This is a genomic window from Aliiruegeria lutimaris, from assembly GCF_900099935.1.
GTDB lineage: Bacteria > Pseudomonadota > Alphaproteobacteria > Rhodobacterales > Rhodobacteraceae > Tropicimonas > Tropicimonas lutimaris.
The window spans coordinates 56142-70818 of record NZ_FNEK01000011.1 but is presented as its reverse complement, the minus strand read 5'-3'; the positions used below and the strand labels follow the sequence as shown (position 1 = coordinate 70818).

At 62.9% G+C, this 14677-nt stretch carries 16 protein-coding genes; 5 read left to right on the top strand and 11 right to left on the bottom strand.

All coding sequences use genetic code 11. From position 1 onward, the window contains the following. Nucleotides 1-242 precede the first annotated feature (242 nt). From BLR85_RS07360 to BLR85_RS07325, 8 genes are all read right to left on the bottom strand, one after another. Nucleotides 243-878 carry a ChrR family anti-sigma-E factor gene (locus BLR85_RS07360; protein ID WP_093152714.1) on the bottom strand — a complete coding sequence of 212 codons (636 nt, stop codon included), beginning with the start codon at nucleotides 876-878 and terminating at the stop codon, nucleotides 243-245. 1 nt (nucleotide 879) lies between these two features. Further along, a complete protein-coding gene (locus tag BLR85_RS07355) occupies nucleotides 880-1422 on the bottom strand; it encodes a sigma-70 family RNA polymerase sigma factor (RefSeq protein ID WP_244520643.1) in 543 nt (180 codons plus the stop codon). A 209-nt stretch (nucleotides 1423-1631) separates the two neighbouring features. Continuing rightward, on the bottom strand, nucleotides 1632-2159 hold the full coding sequence (locus BLR85_RS07350; protein WP_093152710.1) for a DUF3833 domain-containing protein: 528 nt from the start codon (nucleotides 2157-2159) through the stop codon (nucleotides 1632-1634). A gap of 22 nt (nucleotides 2160-2181) precedes the next feature. Next, a complete protein-coding gene (locus BLR85_RS07345) occupies nucleotides 2182-2760 on the bottom strand; it encodes a DUF3833 domain-containing protein (RefSeq protein WP_093152810.1) in 579 nt (192 codons plus the stop codon). A gap of 2 nt (nucleotides 2761-2762) precedes the next feature. Next, the gene (locus BLR85_RS07340) at nucleotides 2763-4028 is read right to left on the bottom strand and encodes an MFS transporter (protein ID WP_093152705.1); all 1266 of its coding nucleotides are present in this window, start codon (nucleotides 4026-4028) and stop codon (nucleotides 2763-2765) included. Continuing rightward, nucleotides 4025-4519, bottom strand: a complete 495-nt coding sequence (locus BLR85_RS07335; protein WP_093152700.1) for a hypothetical protein — start codon at nucleotides 4517-4519, stop codon at nucleotides 4025-4027. The genes BLR85_RS07340 and BLR85_RS07335 overlap by 4 nt, the downstream gene beginning before the upstream one ends. After that, nucleotides 4509-5669 (bottom strand): SAM-dependent methyltransferase, encoded by a 1161-nt coding sequence (locus tag BLR85_RS07330; RefSeq protein WP_093152693.1) that lies wholly within the window; start codon nucleotides 5667-5669, stop codon nucleotides 4509-4511. The genes BLR85_RS07335 and BLR85_RS07330 overlap by 11 nt, the downstream gene beginning before the upstream one ends. Beyond that, nucleotides 5620-6948, bottom strand: a complete 1329-nt coding sequence (locus tag BLR85_RS07325; RefSeq protein WP_093152685.1) for an NAD(P)/FAD-dependent oxidoreductase — start codon at nucleotides 6946-6948, stop codon at nucleotides 5620-5622. The genes BLR85_RS07330 and BLR85_RS07325 overlap by 50 nt, the downstream gene beginning before the upstream one ends. Nucleotides 6949-7117: 169 nt before the next feature. On the opposite strand from BLR85_RS07325, the gene BLR85_RS07320 reads away from it, so the two are divergent. Together BLR85_RS07320 and BLR85_RS07315 are read left to right on the top strand one after the other, a co-directional pair. After that, entirely contained in the window at nucleotides 7118-7891 is a 774-nt protein-coding gene (locus tag BLR85_RS07320; RefSeq protein WP_093152805.1) for a DUF1365 domain-containing protein, read from the top strand. After that, nucleotides 7888-8610 (top strand): SDR family NAD(P)-dependent oxidoreductase, encoded by a 723-nt coding sequence (locus BLR85_RS07315; RefSeq protein WP_093152681.1) that lies wholly within the window; start codon nucleotides 7888-7890, stop codon nucleotides 8608-8610. Before BLR85_RS07320 ends, BLR85_RS07315 begins: the two co-directional genes overlap by 4 nt. A gap of 66 nt (nucleotides 8611-8676) precedes the next feature. Here the strand turns inward: BLR85_RS07315 and BLR85_RS07310 are convergent, their stop codons facing one another. Continuing rightward, a complete protein-coding gene (locus BLR85_RS07310; protein WP_093152672.1) occupies nucleotides 8677-9198 on the bottom strand; it encodes a glutathione peroxidase in 522 nt (173 codons plus the stop codon). A 452-nt stretch (nucleotides 9199-9650) separates the two neighbouring features. Between BLR85_RS07310 and BLR85_RS07305 the strand changes: the two genes are divergently transcribed. From BLR85_RS07305 to BLR85_RS07295, 3 genes are all read left to right on the top strand, one after another. Continuing rightward, complete coding sequence (locus BLR85_RS07305) at nucleotides 9651-10439, top strand: DUF6635 family protein (protein ID WP_093152667.1); 789 nt, start codon at nucleotides 9651-9653, stop codon at nucleotides 10437-10439. Between the two features lie 244 nt (nucleotides 10440-10683). Beyond that, nucleotides 10684-11445: a DeoR/GlpR family DNA-binding transcription regulator gene (locus BLR85_RS07300; protein ID WP_093152662.1), complete on the top strand. Its 762-nt coding sequence runs from the start codon at nucleotides 10684-10686 to the stop codon at nucleotides 11443-11445. After that, nucleotides 11438-12598, top strand: a complete 1161-nt coding sequence (locus BLR85_RS07295; protein ID WP_093152654.1) for an MFS transporter — start codon at nucleotides 11438-11440, stop codon at nucleotides 12596-12598. Before BLR85_RS07300 ends, BLR85_RS07295 begins: the two co-directional genes overlap by 8 nt. On the opposite strand, the gene BLR85_RS07290 is transcribed toward BLR85_RS07295, so the two are convergent. Beyond that, nucleotides 12595-13128: an HD domain-containing protein gene (locus BLR85_RS07290; RefSeq protein ID WP_093152649.1), complete on the bottom strand. Its 534-nt coding sequence runs from the start codon at nucleotides 13126-13128 to the stop codon at nucleotides 12595-12597. The genes BLR85_RS07295 and BLR85_RS07290 overlap by 4 nt on opposite strands. 89 nt (nucleotides 13129-13217) lie before the next feature. Beyond that, nucleotides 13218-14426 (bottom strand): aminopeptidase P family protein, encoded by a 1209-nt coding sequence (locus BLR85_RS07285; protein ID WP_093152802.1) that lies wholly within the window; start codon nucleotides 14424-14426, stop codon nucleotides 13218-13220. Nucleotides 14427-14677 lie beyond the last annotated feature (251 nt).

Sequence of the window (14677 nt, the reverse complement as noted above, 5' to 3'; positions counted from 1 at the left end):
TCGAAATCTCCCCAGCCAACTGCTTCGACGGCCCATGCGCGCGATCAAAGCGCAGGAACTCTGATAACCGCCAGGGGCGCGTTGCGTAGCACAGCAAGTAGACGACCGCTCTGTCAAAAGCGGACTTTCGGGGGAGCGGGTCACAGCCCTTTCCCGGTCATGCCCGTACGAAAATACCGATTGTCATGGCCCATACGCGGCACGCCAATGCCTGGCACCGGATCCGATCCGCAGTCTGGCTGTCAGATTCGGAATATCGGCTGCAGCAGACGGGGCAAAAACGCATTGAACCGCAGCGGCGCTTCCGTCGCCGCGAGGCAGATACAGGGGGTGCCCTGATCGGCAACGGGCGTGTGTTCGAGATCGTCATCGGCAATCTCGATATCACCGACCCCGAAATGACCGGTCTCGTCGCTGAAGCTGCCCTGCAGGACAAGGGTCATTTCAAGGCCGCTATGCCCATGGTCTGGCACCGCCATTCCCGGGGGGATGTGGAGAAGCCTGACGGAGCCCTCGACTCCGTGCGACAGGATGCACTGACGAACGCCGGCACCGAGCTTCTTCCATCTCGGTTGGCGGCCCTTGAGAGCTTCCATCACGGGCGCGGGGTAGATCCCGGACCGGCGATATTCCGGCACCGGCGCTTCCGGCAGGTCCAGCTGCGCAAGCACGCTCGATTTCATGTCCCGAGACAACGCGGTATCCGGGCTGGCCTCGATCAACTCGCCACCGATCGCCTGATGCGCTTCGAGAGCCGCGCGGCATTCCAGGCACATCGAGACATGGCTGGCGACAGCGGCCGCCAGGGGATGCGAGAGGTTTCCCGAAGCAAAGGCCAGCAGGAGATGGTCGGGGATATGGTGATGTATCGATGTCATCTTATCGCAGCTCCCGCAATTCGTGCCGCAGCCGTTCCAGCCCGAGCCGGATCCGCGACTTCACGGTTCCGAGCGGCAGGCCCGTTTGCTCTTGGATCTCCGTGTGGGATAGCTCGCCCAGATAGGCTTTTTCGATCAAGTCCCGCTGATCCTCGCTGAGGCGTGAGATAGCCAATTTCAGTACCCGTGTTTCCTGTTCAAGCGCCAGTATCTGGCCTGCATCCGGTTCCGTGTTCGGCTCTTCCTTCAGAGCCTCCGGAACAGGGCGCCGTTCCTTGCGCATGATGTCGATGTGGCGATTGCGGGCTATCTGGTAGATCCAGGCAGAAACCTGAGCCCTGTGCGGATCGAAATGGGACGCCTTGCGCCAGACCGTCAACATGACGTCCTGCACGATTTCCTCTGCCTGATCCGCTGTCGTTCCCGACCGCATGATGAACCCCTTGAGCCTTGGTGCGAAGTGATCGAACAGCGCGCCGAACGACTCGCGGCAGCGCTTGTCGCGCACGGCAAGCATCCACGTTGTCTCCGGCGACATGTCCATCTCTGGTTCCGAAACCAATTTCACGCTCCCCTCGGCCCTTGAGAAGTAATGGGCAGGCGTATCGTGGATATCAAGGACTTCGGACAGCATGGTCTAGCTACGTTCGATTGGCGAGAGCGGATCAATAAAGTTTTGAAAATCGATCCGCCATGTACGGAGCCACTCTCGGGAAACCGTATTCCGTTTGTTCGGCGTATTAGGACGGCCGCTCACAGCTTCTCGAACATGATGATCGCCTCGCCGAGAGTGACGCCAAAGCGCGAGACATAGGCCCGGTTGAGAAGGCGATCATCCGTCATCAGCCACATCCAGTCGTCAAAATCGACCCGCATGGTGCCTTTGCGTCCCGGCAGGTCGATGCGGTAGGCCCAGTTGAAGCTGTCGCCGCGTTCGACGCCCTTGGCTTCGCCCAGCACGCCGGGCGCCGTTCCGGTCCAGCTGTCCTCGCCGGTCTTTTTCAGCGTCCAGATCCGCTGCTCCGTCTCGCCGTCGTCATAGGTGAAATCTTCGACCAGCCGCAGATTGCTGCCATCCCAGGTGCCCTCTATCTCGACGACGAACCGCCGCTGAACGGTGCCAAACCGGTCCTGGAACTGGCCATGGGCAATGGTCCGGCCCTCGAAGAATTCCTCGAGGTTGAGTTGCCTGTCCGAGAGCACGGCATCCTTCGGACCGGGCCGCCCGGAACAGGCGGCAAGGGTCAGGAGCAGCGCAAAGGTGATGAGTATTCTGATCATGATATGTCCCATTTCACTGGAGCTATTGCGCTGCGATGGATTGCTGGGCCTCGGCAGGGTCGGGCCGCATCGTGGCGATCAGTTCGGCCACTTTGATGCCGAACTTGCGCATCTCCGAGCGGTTCATGATCACGCCACCCTCGGTGAGATAGAGCCAGTCGGTCACGTTCAGCACGTGTCCGCCCGCGTCCTCTGGCAGGCGAATGCGGTAGCGCATCATCACAGTGGAGCCCGAGATCTCCCCGGTCGCCATTCCCTCGATATCATCGGCGGTTGCGGTGAACGCATTGCCGGGGCCGAGCGTGAGGAACCACTTTCGCTGCATGCGCTTGCCGTTGGAATAGGTGAAGTCCTCGCTCAACGTGCCGGTGTTGCCTTCCCATTCGCCATGCATCTGCGCAACGAAGCTGTTGGTCATCCGGCCGTTGGGTCCATAGATCAGCCCCTCTGACAAGATCGGGCCGCCCAGGTGTTTCTTCAGATCGAAAGCCGGAGTTGTGGCGGCATAGTCGGCCGGTCGCTGGGCGCGAAAGCTCAGCAACAGCGAGCGCGCGGACATGATGGTGAACACACCAACGACTATTATCAGCAGGATGGTCATCTTCATCGGGATGGCTCCTCGGTTGGAAGCGCCAGGACGAAGGCCATGGCGAGTAATTTCAGCAGGCAGGGGATGATCGCATAGGCGATGGTCAGGGCGCGCAGGGCGTCGGGCGCGTTCTCCTGCCCGGGGGTGAAACCGCTGGATTGCAGGGCGGGAAAGACAAGAAAGGCGGCAAGCGCCAGCCCCAGCTTTCCGGCAAAGGACCAGATGCCGAAGGCGGCGGAAGCATTGAGCCCGGAGCGGGTCAACGCGATTGAGAACATCGCCGGCAGGACCACCATATCCGCGCCAAGCGCCGCACCGGAAACGATGCAGATCGCGGCGAAAGCGGTGCCCTGTCCCGGGCCGAGGAAAGCGGCGCCGACAAAACCCAAAATCGCAAGCGGCATGGCAATCAGCAACACTGCGCGGGGGCCGATGCGGTTGGTCAGCCGCGCCCAGCCCGGCACGCTCAGCCCGGCACAGACGAAGAACAGGATCAGGAAGGGCCCGGCCATGCCGGAGAGCGCGAGCCTGTCTTCCACGAAGAACAGGAACAGCGTCGAGGTGATCGCGACGGGCAGGCTGTTGACCAGCGCAAGGGCCAGCAGGCGCAGCGCACCCGCTTGGCGCAACCCCGATATCGTCAATTGCGAGCTTGGGCGTACAGGGCGGCGCCACATCGGCAGGGTTGCCGCGGCGACGATGCAGGCTATGCCGCCAAGCATCAGGCCAAAAGCGCGGTAGCCCGTAAGCTCATCGCCCGGGCCTGCCAGCAGCGCCGGCGCCATCGCGGCAAGCACGACACCGGCCAGCATGCCCGCTTCGCGCCATCCCGCGAGCGTCAACAGCGCGCGCGGCTCCGGACTGGCGGCAAGCGTGGAACTGCGGCCATAGAGCAGTATCATCCCGAGGCTGTAGGCCGAGAAGAGCAGCAGCAGCACCGCAATCAATTGCCAGAGCACATGGGCGCCGGGCTCCAACAGGAACAGGAGCGGAAAGCCAATCGCCAACCCGGCTGCGGCCAGCATCGCAAAGAGCGGTTGCGCATTCGGCCAGCGGTCAATCGCCCAGCCGAGCGCCGGATCCTGCACGAGATCCACGAGGCGGATTGCGAGTAGCAGGGTTCCGATCGCCGCCAGGCCGATATCGAGGTGAACGGAGGCGAAGCGCGGCAGGTGGATGTAGAGCGGAATCCCCGCCGCCGCGAGCATCAGCGCATAGAGGCTCACGCGCGGATAAATCTGCGTGGACTGCACCGGTTCTGCCTGCGCGAGCTCGCTCATTGTCCAAGCAATTTCCGGGTGAAGCTGGCGGAACGGCTGTTCTCGCCAAGGAAGATCCCCATGAAGCGGTTGGTGATCTGCGGATGCGACAAGGTGCATGTTCGAGTGCCGTTCAGCCGGAAGGAGATCCGGTCTGGCCCGTCCGTCACAGCGAGGTAGCGATCGCCCTTGCGCACGTCGGAGAAGCAGGTTTCGAGCTGGGAACGCACTGGCAAGGGGGCGCCCGTGCGGTTCAACTCGCGCATCGTGCTCTCCACGAGGTCGTATTGGGTGAAGTTGCGCAGGTAACGCAGCTCCAGCCCGAAATCCCGGTTCCAGTCGAGAGGCGCGCCGCCCTTGGTGAAGAGCCGCGCCTCGTAGACCGGGAACCCGAGGTGACGATAGACGGCGCTGCCACGTTCGCTGGCCCCCGAAAACGCTGCATCCGCCGAAGAGACCGATGCAACACTCGCGGCAAGCAGCGCGGCCAGCAACAGAACCCTACGACGCATGGGCCAGTTCCACCTGCACGACATTGGTGTGCCCGACCGCGAAGGACGCGGCGCAGATCTCGAGGTAATACTGCCAGTTGCGGAAGAAGGGCTCGTCATGGCCGAGCGCGATGATCCGGCGCTTCTGCCGGGCCAGGCGATCGGCCCAGATCCGGCAGGTCCGGGCATAGTCATGGCCGAAAGCAAAGCTGTTCTGAACCGCCAGCCCGGCCGCGCTCGCTTGCTCCGCGATAACGCGGTCCGACAGCAGCATGCCACCCGGGAAAACGTATTGCCGGATGAAGTCCGACGAGTTGCGATAGGTCTCGAAGAACGCGTCCGGCACGGTGATCGCCTGCACCAGCGCCCGCCCGCCTTCGGTGAGGCTGCGCTGGATAGTGCCGAAATAGCTCGGCCAGTAGCGTTCACCGACCGCTTCGATCATTTCGATTGAGACGATGTTGTCATACCGCCCCTTGATATCGCGATAGTCCCGAAGCTGGATGTCCGCGCGCCCATCCAGCCGCGCCTCTGCATAGCTTTGCTGGCTGCGCGAAATGGTAACCGCGGACACGTCCCGACCGGATTCGGCGGCCTGTTCGGCGAACCCGCCCCAGCCACAGCCGATTTCCAGAACCCGGGAACCCTCCGAAAGACGCGAAAGCGCGCGCGCGTTCTTGCGCAACTGGCCCTCGGCCAGACTGTTGGCGCCGTTGTCGAACAACGCCGAGGAATAGGTCATGCCCTCGTCCAGCCAGAGCTGGTAAAACTCGTTGCCAACGTCGTAGTGCGCGCGAATGTTGCGGCGGGCACCGCGCCGGGAATTGGCCCGCAGGACCGTATCGACAAGGCGAAACTTCAGCCGGCTAAACGCGCCCGCATGATCGTAAGCACCCATTTCTTCCCGGTTGCGCATGGCCAGTGTGACAAGGCCCTCGACCGAGGGCGTGTCCCACAATCCCTGCACATAGGCCTCTCCGAGCCCGACCTGCCCGTGCGCGGCGATGGCGGCCACGGCCGACCAGTCGCGGATCTCCATTTCCGCCTCGGCGCCGTGGCTGCCGAAGTGATAGGTCTCGCCGTCGGGCGTGCGGATGGTCAGACGTCCTTCGCTCAACCGTTCACAGGTCGACAGGAATTCGGTCTTCAGTGCTTTCGAAGTCAGGTTCATTGCGTGAATCCTCTGTCTGTGTCGGGGTGAGCCTGCGCGTGATACGCAACGCGCTGGCGATGCCATCTTCGTGGAAGCCGTGGCGGTTATAGGCACCGGCAAACCAGGTGTGATTTTCTCCCTGGATCGCCTGCAATCCGCTCTGCGCCTTCAGCGCCGGACCATCAAAGACCGGGTGGGCGAAGTCCTTGCGATCATACACCAGGTCATCGGGAATCTCCGAAGACGGATTCAGGGTGACGAAAAGCGGATCGCTCTCGGGAATGTTCTGCAGGCGGTTCATCCAGTAGGTCACGCCGATCGCCCCGTCCTGCGAGCGATAGGCCCAGCTCGACCAGCATGCGCGCCGCTTCGGCATCTGGGCCGGGTCCCGGTGCAGGACCGCGCTGTTGGTCTGGTAACGGATCGCGCCGAGATGGACGCGTTCTGCCGGTCGCGCGTCAGCGCCGAGGATCGCCAGCGCCTGATCCGAATGACAGGCAAGGATCACTTCGTCGAAAGACGCCTCATGTCCCCCAGCGATGCGCAACGTTGCCCCTGAGGCATCGCGCTTGAGGCCGATGGCAGGCGCATTCAGGTGGATCGAGACGCCGCGCACCATGAGGGAGTCCCGCAAACGACGCACGTATTCGACGCTGCCGCCCTTAACCGTCCACCACTGGTGCTTGCCGGAGCCCGCCAGCAGCGCATGGTTGCGGAAGAAGCGCACGAGCGACCGCGCGGGGAAACGGTCGACCTCATCGACCGAGGTCGACCAGATCGCGCCGCACATCGGCATCAGGTAATAGTCGCGGAACCAGCGGCCCAGCTTCAGTTCCTCGACCAGCTCGCCGATAGACACGCTGTCATCACGCGCGGCCGCCTCGGCACGTTTTCCGAACCGAATAATGTCGGCCACCATACCATGGAACTGCGGCCGCATCAGGTTGCTGCGCTGCGCGAGCAGCCCGTTCAGGCTACCGAGGCCGTATTCGATCCGGCCGCCATCGATACTCGCGCCAAAGCTCATGTCGCTGCGCATCACGGGCACGTCGAGGTCGTTAAACAGCCGGGTCAGGTTGGGATAGGTCGCGTAATTGAACACGATGAAGCCGGTATCGACCGGTTGATCGCCACGAAGCCCGGCGGTGACGGTGCGAGCATGCCCGCCCAACCGGCTGCCCGCCTCGAAGAGGATCACATCGTGGTGCGGTGAGAGGTAATAGGCCGCCGAAAGGCCCGAGATTCCACCGCCGACGATGGCGATCCTTTTCCGTGGATTTGGCTGGCAATCGAACATGAGACCCTCAAGCAGTGTTTCGAGGCATTACGGAGGGTGCGTTGCATCGGATCAATAATTCTCTTGCGAAATCTCCCGGACATCGGTGCCACAGGGCCGGAAAAGGCTTGCCCGTTACGGATTTCGAAAAAAGATCGATCCGCTGGCCGGCATCCTGCGTAATGGAAACATGATCGATCATATCGCCGGACAGACATTCCACGCCCGACGCGGGCAACTGAAGAACGCCTTTCAGTATGGCGTGGATTTCGTGCTTGCCGATCTGCCTGCGGCGGACGGGCCCGGACTGCTGTCGTTCAACCGCTTCAACCTCTGGCATATTTCCGACCGTGACCACGGCGGGCCGCGCGGCCACGGTCGGGGCGTCGATTGGTTCAGGGACATACTTGCAGCGCGCGGCTTCCCTCTCGAGGGGGCTCGACTTGTGCTGCTGACCCAGCCGAGCTTTCTCTGGTTCCAATTCAACCCCGTGAGCTTCTGGATCGCATTGCGCGACGACCAGCCCTGCGCCTTCGTGGCAGAGGTCAACAGCACTTTCGGCCAGCGCCACTGCTACGTCTGCGCCCATGACGATTTTCGTCCGATCCTACGAACGGACAGGCTGACAGCCACGAAACTGATGCATGTCTCGCCCTTTCAGAAGATTGCCGGGGAGTACCATTTCAATTTCGGACTGACCGACAGCTCGGTGGATATCCGCATCACTTATGAAAACGGGCGCGAGGGAGTGATCGCCACGCTGAAGGGCAACCGCCGCCCGGCGACGAACAATTCGCTGGCCTGGTCCGCCCTGCGCCGGCCCTTCGGTGCCGCGCGTGTACTGGCGCTGATCCATTGGCAGGCGTTGATCCTCTATCTGAAACGCGCGCCCTTCCTGAAACGGCAGCCGCCGCCAGAGACGCTTGTCTCCAATGGTCATGCCCTGTCGGAGAACGAGGCATGACATTTCAGGGAAAGACCTACTGGCTCGTTGGCGCCAGTGAAGGACTGGGCCGCGCCCTTGCACGGCAGTTGGCACAGGAAGGCGCCACGTTGGTCGTTTCCTCCCGAAACGCTGCGCGGCTGGAGGCGTTGGTGGCCGAGCTTCCCAACGCCCGCGCAGTTGCAATGGATGTGACGGATTCAGACTCTGTGAGACGTTCCGCCGAAGCCGTCGGGCCACTCGACGGCGTTATATACAATGCGGGCGCCTATGACCCTATGCGGACAGGCGACTGGAACACGGATCAGGCGCTGAACATGTGCGACGTCAACTATCTCGGCGCCCTAAGGATGCTTGGCGAGGTCGTGCCGGGATTCGTCAAGCAGGGTTCGGGGGACATCACCCTCGTGGGGTCGCTTGCCGGATATCGCGGGCTTCCCGCGGCGGTGGGTTATGGCGCCAGCAAGGCGGCATTGATCAGCCTCGCGGAGACGATGCGCTATGACCTGAAAAGAAGTGGGGTCACTGTCCGCCTCGTCAATCCGGGCTTCATCCGCACGCGGTTGACGGAAAAGAACACGTTTCGGATGCCGATGCTGATGTCGCCCGATCAGGCCGCCGGACACGTGGTGCGCGCCATGAAATCCCGACGTTTTCGCACCGACTTTCCGGCCCCGTTTTCGTGGATCATTCGCGGGCTTCAGTTCTTGCCCGATTTCGTGGCCTTTCGCCTAGGCTGAACGGACGCTTTCGCCCGTTTTGCCGGACGCCGACCCGCGTTGTTATTGCGATTCTTTTGCCGTCGGTCACTGCAACAGAGCCTCGATCTCGCCGGTGATCTGGTCCGACAACGGGTTCACCCGCGAGCGCCACGTTTTCACGACTTCCCCATCGGGACCGATCAGAATCTTGTTGAAATTCCACCGTGGAACAAATCCGGTCGCCTCGCGGACTTGCTTGTAGAATGGGTGCCCATTCGCGCCCCGCACATGGGTTATTTCGGTCATCGGTAGGTCGAGGTCGAAATTCACCGCGCAGAAATCCTTGACCTCCTCGGCGGTCGCGAGTTCCTGCTTGAAGTCGTTCGAAGGGACCGCGAGCAGCTGGAAACCGCGCTTCCGGTAACGATCATAGAGCGCCTGGAGATCGTCATATTGATGGGTGAAGCCACAGCGAGAGGCCGTGTTGACAACGAGAACCGGCCCACCGCGCCACTCCTCGAGCGAAATGGTTCCGCCGTCGATGGAAGGGAACTCTCCAGACACGGCACCCGCGTTCACCTGATGGCCGAACCCGATCAGAAATGTGAGCAACATGATACGAAACATCCCGTGTCCTCCTGTTCGCAATCACATACGGATCAGGCGGACAATCGGATCACAAAAACCGGCAAACCGCGGACCGCTGAAGCTGCCGCCTCGGTGGTAGCCACGTGCAGGACGCCTCGGTCGGCGTCTGAAGGGCTGTCCGAAGCATCCCGTCTCAGGATCCACTCCACACTGGGTGTCGGGACAAGGCGCCATTTGCGCAAGGGTCCGGCCAAGCAGAGCACAGGAACAGACGTGGATTTGGGAATTGGCGGACATTTCGTCAAAGACAATATCCGGCGAAAGAGGTTGGATGGCGGGGGCATCGCCATTAAGTTAGTCGATCAGCAGAGGCCGCTTTGTTCAGGGCTCGCCGGTCGGCAACATGGGTTGCCGATCTTCGCAGCGAGGCCACCTTGGCGCGCTACACCCGGGCGATGAGCGGGCGAGTTCTCCGGACAGGTTAGGACGAGATGCAAGACGACGGCGACCATGAGAAAGTGAACGGTTTTGTCCGGAAACATTTCGGCATTGCCGGAACGTTTCGGCTGCACCGAAGCGCGCTCGGCTGGGACTTGCTCTTTGCGCCGCTCAACGTGATGCTCGCGCCGATATTCCTTCTGTCCCGCCTTGCCGCGCTTTTTCTGTCCGTTCTCCGCCTTCACCGCGGCAGCCAGTGGATCCTGCGGCAACCGATCTTCCTTCACTCGGCCGTCGCGCGTGCCGTCGAGCAGCGGGTCGAAACGGAGCTTTGGCCACCCAATACGCCGATGAACGACCGCCAGAGGCGGTTGCTGCGGGACTATACCAGCGTCCGGACCTCGGTCTCCGAGATCTTCACCACGTTTGTGGTGCTGGCGCTTGGCTATTTCATGTTCCGGAACCCGACTCCGGGCGTCGTCTCGCTGACCCCGTTCGTGTCCGACTACATGACACAAAGCTCGGCAATCGCACATTTCCCGCTCGGACAGGGTCTCGGAAACCTGTGGTACGGGGTCTTTCCGCCGGAACGCTCCATAACCTACGTGATCACCGTCGGGGTGAGCCTCGCGGCAATCGCCTCGCTGGTGACGACCTTCGCCGGCATCGTCGCCGATCCGATCCAGGTGCATCTTGGCATTCACCGCCGCCGCCTGTCGCGACTGCTCAACAACCTGGAAGCAAATGATTCGGTCGGGCCGGTCCTTGCGCGGGAACATGCACTGGCGCGGCTGGCGGATCTGACCGACGCGGGCGTGAGCCTCTTCCGAATCCTGCGCTGACGAAGGCCGATACGCCGCGCGTGCGGATAGAAACGTAGATGAGGCCAGACCGAAGCGCGCTGACCGGCATTCACGCGCAGTGAGACCTGCGTCATTCCTACAGGCTCTCGCATCAAGAGCACCGTTGCCGCGAAGCGCGGAAGCCTGCCCGCGACTTCCGGCTGACGGGTGCCTTGCGGTATATTGCAATTTACTGCACAGATGCGCATACCAGTGCAAAACGCAGCAGAATACGACTCGCCCCATGGACCCGATACTCAACAGCCCCGAAGCCCGGCAGGGTATTTTGAAAACCCGCGCCGCGTCGGGCGCGCCTCTGGTGCTGGTCCGGCTGGCCGAAGAGTTCGGCGTCTCTGCGGACACGATCCGCCGTGACCTGCTGGCGCTGGAAGCCGAAGGGGCAGTCCAACGGGTGCGGGGCGGCGCCCTGCCCGTCTCGCGCCCCGCCCCGCCGCTGCGCGAACGTCTGCAGGCCAGCCAGGAAGTGGCGGACCGTATCGCGGATGCGGCCCTCGATCTGGTGCGGGACGGCATGGTGGTGATGTTCGATGGCGGCACGACGCTGGCGCGGCTGGCGCGCGCCTTGCCGCCCCTGCCACGGGCGCTGGCTGTCACGCCCTCGCCCGTGGTGGCAACCGAATTGCTCGCGCGGGGCACGGAAACCATCCTGATCGGCGGGCGGCTCTCGGCCTTCGGCGGCATATCCGTCGGGCATGAAGCGGTCGCGGCGATCTCGGACATTGCCGCCGATCTCTGCCTGCTCGGTGCCTGCGGGTTGGACGCGGCGTTCGGCCTCGGCGGTGACGATGCCGACGAGGCGGCGGTGAGCCGCGCCATGCGGGCCGCAAGCAACCGAGCCGTGGTGCTGACAGGCGCGGCAAAGCTTGGCCGCCGCGCGCGCCACCGCGTTTGCCGCTGCGATGAACTGGACCTGCTCGTGACCGACGCCCCGCCCGAGATTACCGCCCCGATTGCTGAAACCGGCCTGGAAATCCGCCATGTCTGACATTCGCCTCCCCCGCGTCACCGCCTTGCGCAGCCCCTGGCGCGCCGTTGCCGCGGCCTTTGCCTTCAACGGGATCCTTCTCGGCATCTGGGCCTCCCGGATTCCGGCAATCGTGGACCGCCACGGTCTGAGCGAAGCACAGCTTGGACTGCTGTTGTTGTTCATGGGATTTGGGGCACTGGTCTCGTTCCCCCTGGCGGGCCGGCTCGCCGATGGGCTCGGGGCGGTCCGGATCACGCGAGCGGTTTCGGCGGCCTATGTCTTCACGCTGCTGCTCATTGCGCTTGCGCCCTCGCCCGCCTGGCTCGGCGCGGCGCTCTTCGTCTTCGGAATGGCGCACGGCTCGATGGACGTGGTGATGAACACATGGGCGACCGAGGTCGAGAAACTTATGAAGCGCTCGGTCATGTCGTCCTTCCACGCGATGTGGAGCCTCGGCGCCGGGCTCGGGGCCGCAACCGGCTATGCCGCGACACGCCTTGGCTGGTCGATCGAGCTGCATTTCACCCTTGGCTCGCTGCTCTCGGCCGGTCTGTTATTGCCCTTCCTGAGCCTGCCCTGGACATCCGCGACGCGACCGCACGATCCGAACGCGCCGATCTTCGCCATCCCGCGTGGCGCGTTGGTTATGGTTGGAATAATGGCGCTCTCGGCGGCCGTGGGCGAAGGCGCCGTTGCCGACTGGAGCGCAATCTACCTCGCCGATGTCGTCGGCACGGACCTGTCCCAAGCCGCGCTCGGCTTCACTGTCTTCTCAGTGACAATGGTGGCGATGCGGCTCGTCGTGGACCAACTGGTCCTGCGATTCGGCCCGGTCCGCATGGCACAGGCCAGTGGGGTGCTGTCGGCGTCTGGATTGCTGCTTGTGGTCAGCTTCGCCACGCTGCCAATGACGCTTGCCGGCTTCGTCCTGATGGGGCTTGGCTACGCCGCGGTCATGCCGCTCGCTTTCAGCCGTGCCGCCATCGACGCGAACATACCGCCCGGACAGGCCATCGCCTCGGTGGCAACGCTGGGATATGGCGGGCTGCTGCTGGGCCCACCGGTGATCGGCTTCGTGGCCGAGGCCAGTTCCCTGCGCCTGGCCTTTGCCCTGCTGGCCGTGCTGGCTCTCACCATCACGGTATTCGCTCGAGTCTTGAGACGAGCCTAGAGCCGGATCTCGCGGCGCGCACGGATCACCAGCGCCTCGAAATGATCGAGCGCTTCTGGCGGGCAATGGGCAAGACCGGAAACCACCCGTTCGGACCAATCGATATACTCGAGTCTGCGCGCGTCGCTCCAGTCCGAGGGCGGCGTTTCGAGCACCGAACGGCAATTGCTGCTCTTGTCGGCAACCTTAACGAGGCAGGCACGCGGCGATTTCTTCACGGCGTTGACGATCTGCATCCGCTTGCGCTCCGCTTTCGGCAGGGCCTTGTCGTCGGTCAGTTCAGCCACCACCGAGGCAACCTCGGCACCGAAGGCCGCGGCAATCTCCTCGACAGAAGTCGGCGGACAGTCCTCGACCGTGTCATGCAGCCAGGCCGCGCAGATGGCCGTCTCGTCGCCACCGAACCGTTCGGTCAGGGCGGAGACTTCCTCGAGATGGATAAAATAGGGGCTGCCCTCGGCATCCTTGCGCAACTGACCCGCATGGCGGGTCTCGGCAAAGCTGCGGGCGGCCAGAACCAGATCGGTCATGGCATTCTCCGTTTTCAATTGTCGGGAAGCGGAGACATCCCTGTCTCCACCCCGAACTTATGCCGCAACGCCCGGTCGGGCAAGTGCGACTATCCGACCACGTTGAAATCCGGACCGTAGGGATAGCCGGTCATATCTTCGCAGCCATCCTCGGTGATCACGAGAATATCGTGTTCCCGGTAACCGCCCGCGCCCGGCATGCCCTCGGGCAGGGTCAACATCGGTTCCATCGAGATCACCATGCCCGGTTCCAGCACCGTGTCGATATCCTCGCGCAACTCCAGCCCAGCCTCCCGGCCATAGTAATGCGACAGCACCCCGAAGGAGTGGCCATAGCCGAAGGTCCGGAATTGCAGCAGATCGCGCTCTTCGAGAAAGGCATTCACGCCGGCGGTGACCTCGGAACAGGAGGAACCGGGTTTGAGCAGCGACATGCCCAACTCGTGCGCGCCGATATTCGCCTCCCAGATCGCGCGCGAGGCTTCATCGAGCTCGCCGACGAAAAGCGTACGCTCCAGAGCGGTGTAGTAGCCCGAGATCATGGGAAAGGTGTTGAGCGACAGGATATCTCCGCGCTTCAGCCTGCGCCCTGTCACAGGGTTATGCGCACCATCGGTATTGATGCCGGACTGGAACCAGACCCAGGTGTCGCGATACTCGGCCTCCGGAAAACGCCTCGCGATTTCCAACTCCATCGCATCGCGCCCGGCCATGGCGACATCGATCTCGCGGGCACCCTCGCGGATCGAATCCCGGATGGCGTACCCGCCGACATCCGCAACCGCCGCGCCGGCACGTATCAACGCGATCTCGGCCGGGCTCTTGCGCATCCGCTGTTGCATGGAGGCGGGGGCAATGTTGATGGTCTGCCGTGGGGAGAGAAAAGTCGCGAGCTTGCCGGCGGCGTCGATCGTCAGGTGGTCTTCTTCCACGCCAACAACGCGCCCGGTCCCGGCGACCTGCGCCACCACGCGCCAGAAATTGTCCCGACTCCAGTCGGTATAGGTGATGTTGTCACCCAAACAGCGCCGCCAGGGCTGGCCCGCATCGATACCGGCGGAAATCGTCACGCAATCCGTCGCGGTCACGACCAACCCGTATGGCCGGCCAAAACTGCAATAGAGAAAGCCCGAATAATAGGCGATGGAATGCATCGACGTAACAACCGCTGCCTCCACGCCTGCTTGCGCCATGATGGCGCGCAATCCGCTGAGGCGAGCCTCATATTCGGACACAGTAAAGGGAAGGCTGGCCTTTTCGCCGTTGTGAAAGCGATAGGATTGCGGGCGCGTCGTCATGTCGACCTCCGTTTCGGGGCCGCAGCATTCCGGACCCCTCGAAAGAAAGGTCCCGGCGTTCAGGACGGGAAAGCCATTGAAGGGGCGACGCCATCGCCCCGGCATCGGATAGCGTGGCAGAAACACCCGGGAGATACCAGATGCCCGTTTTCGCTGGCTGCGCCTGAACGATCCTTCGGATCGTGCCTCCGGCGGAGATGTTTGGGGAAAGATGAAACCAGACGGCTATGTCCATCATCTTTCCCCAAATA